This window comes from Psychroserpens luteus, assembly GCF_015319355.1.
Lineage (GTDB): Bacteria > Bacteroidota > Bacteroidia > Flavobacteriales > Flavobacteriaceae > Psychroserpens > Psychroserpens luteus.
In genome coordinates this window covers 356,467-369,307 of record NZ_JADILU010000004.1, presented here as the reverse complement: position 1 = coordinate 369,307, position 12,841 = coordinate 356,467, and the positions used below count along the sequence as shown (strand labels likewise).

The following is a 12,841-nucleotide window of genomic DNA, read 5'->3' as shown; positions in this document are numbered from 1 at the left end:
TATAATCTATTAAGCGATAATTTCTTAAGCTCTACTAGCCTTAATTGGGCACCCAATAGCTTTAGTAAAATTTGGTTCTGGTGTTGTACCAGCTTCTAATGCTTTGATAGCATCTTCTAGATATTTTACTTTGACATCTTCTGGAGATTTTGCATTGTCATCTATAGTCCCAATGTATTGCACCTTACGCTCACTGTCTAATAAAAATACATGAGGTGTTCTTACAGCACCATATTGTGGGTAGATGTTTTGTCCTTCATCAACTAAGTAAGGAAACGTAAATCCTTTCTCTTTAGAACGTTGTTGCATGGCTTCATAACCTTCTTTTTCATTCTCAGGACTATTTGGGTTAATGGCTATTACAGGATAGCCTTGAGGAGCATACGTATCATTAATAGCAATTAAACGGTCTTCATATAACTTAGAAAACGGACATTCATTACAAGTAAACGTTACAATGTAGCCTTTAGCATTGTCTATACTTGCTAACGATACCATAGCGCCATCTACATTTTTAAGATTGAAATCTGTAGCGACATCACCAATGTTATAACCTCCAATTTCTTCTATAGTCTTGGTTTGTTCTGGGCTTCCACCTGGAGGTCCTTTGCGCTCACCATCATGAGGTGGACCTTTTCTGTCACCTGGAGGAGGTCCTTTATGATCTCCATCTCTATGTGGTCCTTTTTGGTCTTTATGTTGATTTTCTGATAACTCTTTTTTACCACTAGTTTCATTTTTACAAGAGAGTAATACACTTGTAGATAAACCAATGATGGCAATTAACATACTTACTTTTTTCATTTGTATTAGGATTTATGTATTGTATTAGTTACTTCGTTTTCTAAATCTTCAAAACTCTCAAAAGAGCGTTCATAAAAAGCACGCTTTTCAGCATTGAAAATAATCGTAAAAGGTATCGCTCCAGACCAGTTTGGATCTATTTTATCTATCCACGTGTTAGCATCTGGATCATCTAATAAAATTACTTTAGATGTAATGTTTTTATTCTCTAAAAAAGGTTTAAGCTTTGTATCTATATCTTCTTTAAAATCTAAACTTATTAATAAGATTTCGGTGTCAGGATAGGTTTTAGCATAGTGCTGTATGTATGGCAATTCTTTTACGCAAGGTGCGCACCACATGGCCCAAAAATTCACAATGTAAGTTGTGTTAGATTCCGTATAAAGTAGAGGTTCTAGAGTTTTAAAATCATAGACAGGAATCTCTTTATTTAGTGCTATATTTTGAGAATTAGTCGTTTCTACTTTTGTGGTCTTGTTTTTACAGCTTATGCATAAAACTATAAAAAAAGCAAGCGATAAATATCTTGTAGTCAGTGTTATATTATTGTTTTTTGCAAGAATCAAACATAAAATCTTTAAAATTATGTTTGTTAGACTTTAAAAGCTATTGAAGGTTTAATGTCAACTCGTAATTTTTTAAATCCTTAAGAAATTTGCTGTAAAGCCTCAATAATGTCATCAGGTTCAGCACGTGTTCTATAATCAACATTAACGTAGTTCCAAGTGACAACTCCGTCAGGATTTAATATAAATGTAGCTGGGATAGGTAATATGCTTCCATTACCATTATTGATTTTATCTAAATCAAGATTTCGATCAACTCGCATATGATCCATCAAAAATTCTGGTACGTTCCAAGAAACTCCATATTGTGAAGACACTTTTGCATCTTGATCAGATAATACAATAAAATCCATGTTATTAATTTCACTTTCTGTCATTGATCCATCTGGTACTTGCGGACTAATAGCAACTAATGTAGCGCCTAGTGAATGTATGTCATCTAATTTTATTTGCAAAGCTCTAAGTTGTAAGTTGCAATAAGGGCACCAATCACCACGATAAAATGTCACAACAACAGGACCTGTACTTAATAAGGTTTCTAAAGATATCAATTGACCTTTAGGATTAGGAAGCTCAAAATTTGGAGCTTTTTGTCCAATTTTGATAGCATTACTTCCTTCTAGGAACGTTTTTGCTTTGTTGATAATGTCATCAACACCTTTCATGAATTCAGGTTTAGCAAGTCTTCCTGCTTCTATTTTAGCATCAGTTTGTTCTTTTAATTTTTTCATTATTTTTCTTTAATTATATCTTCAATTTCTAGAATTGCTTAAGATATGTTCTAATAAGTGACTATAGCTAGGAGCGAAGTTCGCCATTTATATTCATAAAGTCATCACATAGAACTAGGTAAATGTTAAACAAAAAATCCCAAACATAAGTTTGAGATTTTAAATTTCCGTAGTAAAACGAAATGATAATTTTATTTGAGATTCTTCACTATGCTCTGAATGACAGTCTGTTTTATTACATCTAAGTAATCTGCCAAACGTCACTTGTAAACTAGTCCTCAATCAAAACCCACTCACCCTTTGCGATTAAAGGCTCAGCCTGTTTGTATTTTACGGTTTTATTCTCACCACTCATGACGTGTTTAATTGTCACACGATCATTACGTCCAATTTTTGGTTTGTCACGTACAATAGTTTCTATAACTTCTTGTTGACGAGATGCTCCAGAACCAACAGATCTACTTTGCGCAGCACGTTCATCCATATTAGGAATCTCGTCTTTTTGCGTTTGTAGCTTTTCTTCTTTACGCTCTTTTGCTTCTTGAATGTTGTTTTGAGTTTCCTGAGGTAATTCTCCTTTAAATAAGAATGAAATCACATCTTTATTTACTTGATCAATCATTTCTTTGAATAACTCAAAAGCTTCAAACTTGTAAATTAATAAAGGATCTTTTTGCTCATGAACCGCTAATTGAACCGATTGCTTTAATTCATCCATTTTACGTAAATGTGTTTTCCAAGCATCATCAACAATGGCTAATGAAATGTTCTTTTCAAAATCATTGATTAACTGTGTTCCTCTTGTTTCGTATGCTTTTTCTAGATCTGTTACAACTTGTAAGTTTTTAACACCATCTGTAAAAGGCACAACGATACGTTTGTACTTATCACGCTGATTCATATATACATTCTCAATCACTGGGAATGCTAACTCTGCGTTACGCTTCATTTTTGCTCTGTAGTGCTCAAATGCTGCTTTATAAACTTTACCAGCAATATCTTGAATTCCTAATTTCCCGAATTCAGCTTCAGAAATTGGTGAACTCATAGAGAAGTATCTAATCAACTCAAACTCGAAGTTCTTGAAATCTTCAGTCGCTTTGTTCGCTTCTGCAATCCCTTCCGAAGTATCATAAATCATATTTGCTAAATCCACACGAAGACGATCACCTTCTAGTGCATGACGACGACGTTTGTAAACAACCTCACGTTGTGCATTCATCACATCATCATATTCTAGTAAACGCTTACGAACCCCAAATTGGTTCTCTTCAACTTTTTTCTGTGCACGCTCAATAGATTTTGAAATCATAGAATGCTGAATCACTTCACCTTCTTGTAATCCCATTTTATCCATCATTTTGGCAATACGCTCACTACCAAATAGACGCATTAAGTTATCTTCTAGAGATACGTAAAACTGTGAACTTCCTGGATCTCCTTGACGTCCTGCACGACCACGTAACTGTCTGTCAACACGACGAGAATCATGACGCTCTGTACCAACAATTGCTAAACCTCCTGCTGCTTTTACTTCATCAGATAGTTTAATATCGGTACCACGACCAGCCATATTGGTTGCAATAGTAACTTGTCCTGTTTTACCAGCTTCGTCAACTATTTCTGCCTCTTTTTTGTGTTGTTTTGCATTTAAGACATTATGCGGAATCTTACGAATACTCAACATTTTACCTAACAACTCAGAAATCTCAACCGATGTTGTACCAATCAATACTGGACGACCAGCTTGTGATAATTGTGTCACATCATCAATAACTGCGTTGTATTTTTCGCGTTTAGTTTTATAAACTAAATCTTGTTTATCATCACGTACAATTGGTCTGTTAGTTGGAATTTCAACAACATCTAATTTATAGATTTCCCATAATTCTCCAGCTTCAGTAACTGCTGTACCTGTCATACCAGACAGTTTACGGTACATTCTAAAGTAATTTTGTAAGGTTACAGTCGCAAAAGTTTGCGTTGCATCTTCAATCTTTACATTTTCTTTAGCTTCAATCGCTTGGTGAAGTCCGTCACTATAACGACGACCATCCATAATACGACCAGTTTGCTCATCTACAATCATTACTTTATTGTCCATCACAACGTATTGGATGTCTTTTTCAAATAATGCGTAGGCTTTAAGTAATTGGTTGAGTGTGTGGATACGTTCAGATTTGATTCCGAAGTCTCTAAACAACTCTTCTTTTGCATCAGCTTCTTCCTCTTTACTTAAGCCTTTAGACTCAATTTTAGAGATTTCCATCCCGATTTCGGGCATGACGAAGAAATCTGGATTATCTTTTCCGGAGAGATATTCAACACCTTTATCTGTTAATTCAACTTGATTATTTTTCTCTTCAATAACATAGTAGAGTTCTGCGTCAACTTTCGGCATTTCTCTGTTGTTATCTTGCATGTAGAAGTTTTCGGTCTTTTGCAATAAAGCTTTAATCCCTTCTTCACTCAAGAATTTAATTAATGCTTTGTTCTTCGGAATACCACGATAAGCTCGCAATAATAGGAAACCACCTTCTTTTGTATCTCCTGCAGCAATTAATTTTTTAGCTTCGGCAAGTACACTTACTAATTCTTTCTTTTGAACACTTGCAATATCATCAACCTTAGGTTTTAACTCTGTAAACTCATGACGATCACCTTGTGGTATTGGTCCAGAAATAATTAATGGTGTTCTCGCATCATCAACTAATACAGAATCCACCTCATCGACAATCGCGTAGTGATGCGGACGTTGAACCAAATCATCTGGCGAATGTGCCATGTTATCTCTTAGGTAATCAAAACCGAATTCGTTATTTGTACCGTAAGTAATATCTGCTTTATAAGCTTTACGACGTGCCTCACTGTTAGGTCTGTGGTAATCAATACAATCAATGCTCATACCATGAAACTGAAAGATTGGTGCCATCCACGCGCTATCACGTTTTGCTAAGTAATCATTTACCGTTACTAAGTGCACACCTTTACCAGCAAGTGCATTTAAATACACAGGAAGTGTTGCTACCAACGTTTTACCTTCACCAGTTTGCATCTCTGCAATTTTACCTTGGTGCATTGCTGCTCCACCAATTAACTGAACATCATAATGAATCATGTCCCAAGTAATTGCCTTACCTGCTGCATCCCAAGAATTTGCCCAAATGGCTTGATCACCATTTAAAGAAACATAATCCTTTTCTCCAGAGATTAAACGGTCAAACTCGTTTGCAGTAACAGGGATTTCTGTATTATGAACAAAACGTTTTGCAGTTTCTTTAACCACAGCAAAAGCTTCTGGCATAATAGCTGTCAAAACATCCTCAGTAACTGTGTAGATGTCATCTTTGATTTTATCGATTTCTACGTAGATATCTTCTCTTGCATCAATATCTTCAGTTGCTTCTGCATCTTTTAATAATTGATCAATTTTATCTTGAAGTGGTTTGCGAGCTTCAGCAATTTTAGCCTTGAATTCTGCTGTTTTTGCCCTTAACTCATCATGAGATAATTGCTCAAGCGCACTTTCAAATGCTTTAACTTGATCTACAATTGGAGAAAGTGCCTTAACATCTTGTTTGGACTTGTCTCCTACAAATACTTTTAGTACTGAATTTAAAAAACTCATTGGTGTTTATTTATTTTAATGAAATCATCCAAAAAAAACTGAATTTATCATTCTGAATTTGTTTACTCATAATACTTCTATTTGATATTAAAGTATTCATGAATCTTTGATTTCAGAATCCCATGATTTTGGTAAATCATTTTTGTGAGAACCTGAAACGAGTTCAGGTTGACATAAATTATATGTTATTTAGATAACGTCTTATCTTCAAAATTGTTAGACCTCAAAGATATGATTTGTGTTAGTTATATTTAAAAATTTGGGCACAAAAAAAGCCTCAAAATGAGACTTTTTAACTTTTATTTTACATTTAAAGTAATTTGAATTACAAATTGCTTTAATATTCATCTTCGTTCCAGAGATAATCCTCGTCTGTTGGATAATCAGACCAGATTTCTTCGATGGAATCGTAAGAGTCGCCTTCGTCTTCAATCGCTTGTAGGTTTTCAACAACTTCCAAAGGAGCTCCTGTTCTAATAGCGTAGTCAATTAATTCGTCTTTAGTTGCTGGCCAAGGCGCATCACTTAAATACGATGCTAATTCTAATGTCCAATACATGTGTTATGCGGTTTAAATTTCTGCAAAAATAAAATTATAGTTCAGAAAGTCAAGAAAAAAGTGAATTAATTAAATAAAAATTTTAAAGAACTTATGTTTTTTATGCTTTAAGCCTAGTAGAACTAAGACTTTATCCTGCAAAGTTTATTTTAAGATTCTTTCTTCGGAATCCATTTTACTTCGTCGGCTTGCAAGTCATAAGACAACTTTCGTGCCAATACAAATAGGTAGTCAGAAAGACGGTTTAAATATTTCAAACTTTCGGGTTGAAACGGTTCTAAATCGTTTAGAGCGCTTGCTAAACGTTCGGCTCTTCGGCACACACAGCGTGCTATGTGACAGAATGACACAGTTTGATGTCCTCCAGGCAAGACGAAATGCGTCATCTCAGGTAGCGACTCGTTCATTTTATCCATCTCCTTTTCTAATTGTTCAATATCTTCTTCGGAAATTTTAGGAATATTAAGCCTTTGCTTTCCATTTTTAAGCGTTGCCTTTTCAGGATCTGTGGCCAAAATGGCTCCAACGGTAAATAATCGATCTTGAATAGCAATCAATACATCTTTGTAATGGTTGTTGATCTCTTGATCTCTAATTAATCCTAAATGAGAGTTGAGTTCATCGACGGTTCCGTAGCTATCAATTCTAATATGATGTTTTGGAACTCTTGTGCCACCAAATAAAGCGGTTGTGCCTTTATCTCCTGTTTTTGTATATATTTTCATGTGTTTATGCTTATTGTTTTTAATGGTCACATGCTGTTCGCTATTACTAATTTCTCTTTACAGAAAAAGCTTTTGACATGCTCGGGTCATTGTAAAGTTATCTATGTTGCGGAATCAAAGTTACGGGTTTTAAAAACGTCTCGCAATCCCGGAAGTTTACATGAGCAAAGTGTATTATTATGTGATCACTATTGCTTTTTTGAAATTAAGTCTTTTTAATTCTCCTCCTTCTGAAGGAGGAGTGGATTCATTCTCAATAAAGAGAATGAAGACGAGGTGGTTATTTTAATTTGATTGAAATTTAAAAGCTAGGTATGATATTAGTAACCCTTCCGTCTTTGATTTCTTTACCGAAATCAAATCCACCTTCCCTTGAAAAAAGGGAAGGAATTTTTTAGGTTATGATTACTTAAATTTTCGTCGATTCTTTTTTCTTTTTATGTTCTCACCAAAATCTCTTTTTTTCTTGATTGGGTTTCCTAGAAAAAGGGCTAATAAAACAAATGAAATGATAAGAATCCAAAGCATAATATTTTTTTAATTCAAACCATTAAAAACGGAGAGTTGAGTATTAATAATTCAAAGTGTCAGTCTCAACCAAGCCATCACGTAATCTAATTACACGTCGTGCATGCGCTGCAATTTCTTCTTCATGCGTTACCATGATAACTGTGTTTCCTGCTTTATGAATCTCCTCAAAAAGAGCCATGATTTCATGACCTGTTTTAGAATCTAAGTTTCCTGTTGGCTCATCTGCTAAAATAATAGAAGGTTTGTTTACCAAAGCACGACCTACAGCTACACGTTGGCGCTGACCACCAGAAAGTTGGTTTGGTCTATGGTCCATGCGGTCTGCTAGACCAACTTCAGTTAGAACTTCTTCAGCACGTTTGGTGCGTTCTGCCTTAGACTTTCCTGCGTAAACCATTGGCAAAGCTACGTTGTCTAATGCAGTTGTTCTTGGTAAGAGGTTGAAGGTTTGAAATACGAATCCTATTTCGGTGTTTCTAATTTCAGCTAAATCATCATCACTCATTTGGCTGACATCTTTACCGTTGAGTATGTAAGATCCTGCAGTTGGTGTATCTAAACAACCCAAAAGGTTCATGAGCGTCGATTTACCAGATCCCGAAGGTCCCATAATAGCGACATAATCACCAAGTTCTATATCTAAATTGATGCCTTTTAAAACGTGAACGGTTTCTTGACCCAATTGGAAATCACGAATGATATTTCTAATTTCAATGACGTTGCTCATAACAAGAATTGACTTTTAATTGATGCTTCTGCAAGATACAGATTTCAATTAGTTTGACGCTTGTAGTTCTATTTTGTTACGAAATTTGTAATTACTTTTTTTGCATGTGCATAGTCAGTTGCATGCATTTGTATAGGTGAGACATAGAAGCATTGGATTTTTCCCAATCTTTTTTATGCCATTTTTTTCCAATATTTACTTTCGTTTTCTTCGGAAGCGGTAATAAATTAACAATAAAGTACCATTTGGCATGTCCTAAAACACCTCTTTTTTCAAGAATGTTAAAGTTAGAATCTAACTTTTTAAGTGTTTTTCTGTTGAAAGGCCATTCCCAAGCAGCATCAGATTGAAAAGGTCTATATAATTTTCTTATCAGCCAAATTGGTCTGCTCGTTTCTAGTGGATCGTAACTTATAATGCGTCCTTTTGGCGCCAGTTTTTCATTAAGCTTTGAAATGAGTAAATCCACATTTTCAAAATGGTGTAAAACACCATAGGCATAAATGATATCAAAATCTTTTTCTTTGAAATCTTCAGATAAAAAGTCTTTAACAACAGCTTTTGCATTAGGTAAATGTTCCAGTTTTTTATTTAAACGATTAATCCCAGATTCACTTAAATCTAAGCCTATATATTGTTTGCTGTTTTCGGCTAAAAATAAAGAATGATAATTTCCTGAAAAACATCCAAGATCTAAAACTTTCTTATCTTTTAAGTCTCCAAACCATGATTTGTGTAAGTTATAAGAACCTTGAAGAATATTAAGTTCTCTACGAATACCTTTTAGAGTTTTCTCTCTAATGTTAGACCATATTTTAGTTGGAAGATTTTTCTTTTTCGTATTGTAGAATACAGCTTGTTTCTTGTTGACTTCTAGTGTTTTATTTAAATCTGAATTGCTCATGTTTGATATTATTTTGCGAATATATGTTTTATAATCGCAATTTAAAATTTTCTTTAGCTTGTTCTTTTCTAAAGAAAACAAAACCCCAAAAAAAGGTATCTATTGTTACGGTTACTTTTGGATGTGATTTGATATGTTCCCAAGCTTCTAACATCTCTTTTGACCAATGAATATCATCAAAAATGAATACTGAGTCGTTGTGTGCTTTATTAATCAATAGATTGAAATAGTTGAGTGTTGCAGCTTTACTATGGTTTCCATCAAAAAATATGAGATCGTATGTGTCTTTTTTTAATTTCGGAAGGATGGACTCAAACTCTCCTGTTTTTATTGTTATATTATAGATGTTTTCTTCGGAAAGTTGCTGTGTTGTAAATTTTGAGATGTTTGGACAACCTTCTAGAGAGATTACTGAATGATCAAAATCACCTAAAACCATAGCTTGAGTTGCGATACCTAAAGAGGTTCCTAATTCTAAAGTGTGTTCTGGTTTAAAGTAATTAACAACACGATATAGCAATTGGGCACGTTTTAAAGATGTACCCGAGTTTTTTGCAATAGCACTAATTTGTCTTTCGTTTGATTTAAAGACTCTTGAACCTGACCCAAAATCTGTTATTTCAATTATAGATTTATTTCTTAATAATGAATTGCGATAGTTTTTAAGCTTTAAATAGTCTGGATATTTAGTGTAATCATAAAAGCATTTAGTTGCTAAATCATATACAAAAGGGGAATGTACACCATGTTGATTGGTGGATTTAAATAAGAATTTTATGTATTGAATGATTTGAAACACTTTTCTAGTCTATGAGTTCAAGTTTCTGATTTCCAAATTCAGTTTGTTCTTAAATTTTGGTATTACCAACTTAATAAAAAAAAATATTACGACTTAATGTTTTTATAAGCCTAATCTTTCCGCCAACTCAAACCATCTTGTTTCTTTTGTAGCAATATCTTCAATAATCTTTTGAAGTTTTTTAGATAATTCGGTGATTTGATCTTGAGATAAGCTTTCGTCTAGAAACTTAGCTTCAAATTTTTTCTTGTCTAATTCTAGTGAGCGTATTTTGCTTTCTAGGTTTTTGTATTCTTTCTGTTCGTTGTAAGTTAATTTATCTGCTTTGTTCTGGTCTTGTTGATTTTCCGAAGTGCTAGAGGTTGTTATTTCTACTTTTTCCTCCTTAGGACTTGAAGCTTCATATTCGCGATAATCGGTATAATTACCAGGGAAATCCTGAACTTCACCTTTGCCTTTGAATACAAAGAGGTGATCTACAATTTTATCCATGAAGTACCTATCATGAGAAACAACGAGTAAACATCCTGGGAAATCTAATAAGAAATCTTCAAGAATATTTAAAGTGACAATATCTAAATCATTTGTTGGCTCATCAAGAATTAAGAAATTAGGATTCTGAATTAAAACGGTACATAAATACAGTCGTTTTTGTTCGCCTCCACTTAATTTCTCTACGTAGTCATGTTGTTTTTTTCCGTCGAAAAGAAAGCGTTCTAACAATTGCTTCGCGCTAATTTGACGTCCTTTTTGTAATGGAATAAATTCCCCAAACTCTTTAATAACATCAATAACTTTTTGGCCTTCTTTGACGTGTATTCCACCTTGTGTGTAGTAACCGAATTTTACGGTTTCCCCAATTATAATTTTACCAGCGTCTGGTTCTAAATTATCAGTCAACATATTTAGAAAAGTGGATTTTCCAGTTCCATTTTTTCCAATAATACCAATACGTTCACCACGCTTAAAGGTGTATTCAAAATCATCGAGAATTACAAGGTCATCAAATGATTTTGATACTTTATGGAATTCTACAATCTTGCTTCCTAAGCGCTCCATATTGATTTCTAATTCAATCTTATGGTCGTTTCTGCGTTGGTGTGCACGTTTCTTAATATCTGTAAAATCATCAATACGAGATTTAGATTTTGTAGTTCTTGCTTTTGGTTGACGACGCATCCATTCTAACTCCTTTTTAAAGAGTTGTTTTGCTTTGCCAGTTTCAACTTGTTCCTGAGCGATTCTTGTTTCTTTATTTTCTAAATAATAGCTGTAATTACCTTTGTAGGTGTACATTTTTCCATGATCTAACTCAATGATTTCGTTACATACACGTTCTAAAAAGTAGCGATCATGCGTTACCATAAATAAGGTAAACTGTGCCTTAGCGAAATATTGCTCTAGCCATTCTATCATTTCTAAATCTAAATGGTTAGTCGGCTCATCAAGTACTAATAAATCAGGATTACTTATCAAGGCTTGTGCTAAAGCGAGACGTTTTATTTGTCCGCCAGACATCGTACTAATCTTTTGTTCTAGATTATTGAGATTAAGTTGCGATAATATTTGTTTGAACTGCAATTCAAATTCCCAAGCGTTATGGATCTCCATTTGCTCAAAAGCTTTTTGATAAGCTTCTGCATCTTCAGGATTTTGTAATGCTTTTTCGTAGTTGTCTATGATTTTTAGCTGAGGTGATTCAGAATTAAAAATCGTATCGTTGATTGTTAATTTTGGATCAAACTGAGGGTCTTGTGATAAAAATGAGACACGCAACCCGTTTCGCATCACAATTTGTCCAGAGTCTGGAACGTCTGCACCAGATAAGATATTTAGGATTGAGGTTTTTCCACTCCCGTTTTTAGCAACGAATGCTATTTTATCATCTTTATGGATGCTGAAAGAGAGGTCTTTGAAGAGCTCTAATTCGCCATAAGATTTTGATATGTTTTCAACAGTTAAATAGTTCAATGTCGTATTTTTTACAAAGAAAGCGATATTACTCAAAAAAACGACTAATAGTTTTGATATTAATAGTGATAAACTATATTTGTGAAGCAACAAGCAACATTATAATGAATAGACTATTATTGCTTACAGGATTGTTACTATGTATATTATCAACTTCTTGTATTCCTCATAAAGATATTGTTTATCTTCAAAATAAAAATACAGCTACCGATTCTACTCAGATAATGGTAGAACAGCAAAAACCATATCGTGTACAAATTAATGATATTTTGAATATTCGTATCAAGGTATTAGATCAAGAAAATGCAGTTATTTTTAATCCTGTGGGAGATGGTAATTTAAATGCGAGTGGAGCAGAACGTGCATATTTTGATGGATTTACAGTAGATGTACATGGGAATATAAGAGTACCTACACTTGGAGAACTTAATGTTTTAGGTTTTTCTACAAAAGAAATTCAAGAACAAATAGAGCAACAGCTGTTAACGAACCAATTTAAAGAGACTGCTAATATTTTTGTAACTGTAAAATTAGCAGGATTAAGATATACAACCAGTGGTGAAATTGGGTCTCCAGGAACACAGATTTTATTTCAAGATCGGGTTAATATCTTTGAAGCTGTCGCAAATGCAGGAGAAATTCCTATAACAGGAAATAGAAAGCAAGTGCAAATTATAAGACAATATCCACAAGGGCAAAAGATTCATTCTCTAGATTTAACAGATATAGCTGTTATGAATTCACCTTATTATTACATTCAACCTAATGATATTATTTATATAAAACCACTAAAACAAAAAACTTGGGGATTAGGGACAAATGGAGTGCAGACGTTTACAACAATACTTTCTGCTGTGTCATTAATTGTAACCACTTACCTTATAATAAATAGATAA

11 protein-coding genes are annotated in these 12,841 nt (G+C 33.8%); 1 reads left to right on the top strand and 10 read right to left on the bottom strand.

Features of this window, described 5'->3' with window-relative positions; genetic code table 11:
* Window positions 1-24: 24 nt before the first annotated feature.
* The 10 genes from IM744_RS11530 to IM744_RS11485 form a co-directional block, all read right to left on the bottom strand.
* Window positions 25-804 (bottom strand): thioredoxin family protein, encoded by a 780-nt coding sequence (locus tag IM744_RS11530; RefSeq protein WP_241738320.1) that lies wholly within the window; start codon window positions 802-804, stop codon window positions 25-27.
* Between the two features lie 5 nt (window positions 805-809).
* A complete protein-coding gene (locus tag IM744_RS20675; RefSeq protein ID WP_241738319.1) occupies window positions 810-1,370 on the bottom strand; it encodes a TlpA family protein disulfide reductase in 561 nt (186 codons plus the stop codon).
* An 80-nt stretch (window positions 1,371-1,450) separates the two neighbouring features.
* Window positions 1,451-2,101 carry a peroxiredoxin-like family protein gene (locus IM744_RS11520; protein ID WP_194508293.1) on the bottom strand — a complete coding sequence of 217 codons (651 nt, stop codon included), beginning with the start codon at window positions 2,099-2,101 and terminating at the stop codon, window positions 1,451-1,453.
* Window positions 2,102-2,372: 271 nt separating this feature from the next.
* Window positions 2,373-5,729: a preprotein translocase subunit SecA gene (gene secA, locus IM744_RS11515; protein ID WP_194508292.1), complete on the bottom strand. Its 3,357-nt coding sequence runs from the start codon at window positions 5,727-5,729 to the stop codon at window positions 2,373-2,375.
* Window positions 5,730-6,066: 337 nt separating this feature from the next.
* Entirely contained in the window at window positions 6,067-6,288 is a 222-nt protein-coding gene (locus tag IM744_RS11510) for a DUF2795 domain-containing protein (protein ID WP_010177336.1), read from the bottom strand.
* Between the two features lie 149 nt (window positions 6,289-6,437).
* Window positions 6,438-7,013 carry a cob(I)yrinic acid a,c-diamide adenosyltransferase gene (locus IM744_RS11505; RefSeq protein ID WP_194508291.1) on the bottom strand — a complete coding sequence of 192 codons (576 nt, stop codon included), beginning with the start codon at window positions 7,011-7,013 and terminating at the stop codon, window positions 6,438-6,440.
* Between the two features lie 571 nt (window positions 7,014-7,584).
* Window positions 7,585-8,271 (bottom strand): ABC transporter ATP-binding protein, encoded by a 687-nt coding sequence (locus tag IM744_RS11500; RefSeq protein WP_194508290.1) that lies wholly within the window; start codon window positions 8,269-8,271, stop codon window positions 7,585-7,587.
* 91 nt (window positions 8,272-8,362) lie between these two features.
* Entirely contained in the window at window positions 8,363-9,175 is an 813-nt protein-coding gene (locus tag IM744_RS11495; protein ID WP_194508289.1) for a class I SAM-dependent methyltransferase, read from the bottom strand.
* A gap of 28 nt (window positions 9,176-9,203) precedes the next feature.
* Window positions 9,204-9,974, bottom strand: a complete 771-nt coding sequence (locus IM744_RS11490; protein WP_194508288.1) for an O-methyltransferase — start codon at window positions 9,972-9,974, stop codon at window positions 9,204-9,206.
* A gap of 102 nt (window positions 9,975-10,076) precedes the next feature.
* Window positions 10,077-11,945: an ABC-F family ATP-binding cassette domain-containing protein gene (locus IM744_RS11485; protein ID WP_194508287.1), complete on the bottom strand. Its 1,869-nt coding sequence runs from the start codon at window positions 11,943-11,945 to the stop codon at window positions 10,077-10,079.
* Between the two features lie 104 nt (window positions 11,946-12,049).
* On the opposite strand from IM744_RS11485, the gene IM744_RS11480 reads away from it, so the two are divergent.
* A complete protein-coding gene (locus IM744_RS11480; protein ID WP_194508286.1) occupies window positions 12,050-12,841 on the top strand; it encodes a polysaccharide biosynthesis/export family protein in 792 nt (263 codons plus the stop codon).

Bases quoted from the DNA above. Each gene is read 5' to 3' on its own strand.
- IM744_RS11530 (WP_241738320.1), bottom strand. From the start codon at position 804: ATGAAAAAAGTAAGTATGTTAATTGCCATCATTGGTTTATCTACAAGT.
- IM744_RS11520 (WP_194508293.1), bottom strand. From the start codon at position 2,101: ATGAAAAAATTAAAAGAACAAACTGATGCTAAAATAGAAGCAGGAAGA.
- secA (WP_194508292.1), bottom strand. From the start codon at position 5,729: ATGAGTTTTTTAAATTCAGTACTAAAAGTATTTGTAGGAGACAAGTCC.
- IM744_RS11510 (WP_010177336.1), bottom strand. From the start codon at position 6,288: ATGTATTGGACATTAGAATTAGCATCGTATTTAAGTGATGCGCCTTGG.
- IM744_RS11505 (WP_194508291.1), bottom strand. From the start codon at position 7,013: ATGAAAATATATACAAAAACAGGAGATAAAGGCACAACCGCTTTATTT.
- IM744_RS11500 (WP_194508290.1), bottom strand. From the start codon at position 8,271: ATGAGCAACGTCATTGAAATTAGAAATATCATTCGTGATTTCCAATTG.
- IM744_RS11495 (WP_194508289.1), bottom strand. From the start codon at position 9,175: ATGAGCAATTCAGATTTAAATAAAACACTAGAAGTCAACAAGAAACAA.
- IM744_RS11480 (WP_194508286.1), top strand. From the start codon at position 12,050: ATGAATAGACTATTATTGCTTACAGGATTGTTACTATGTATATTATCA.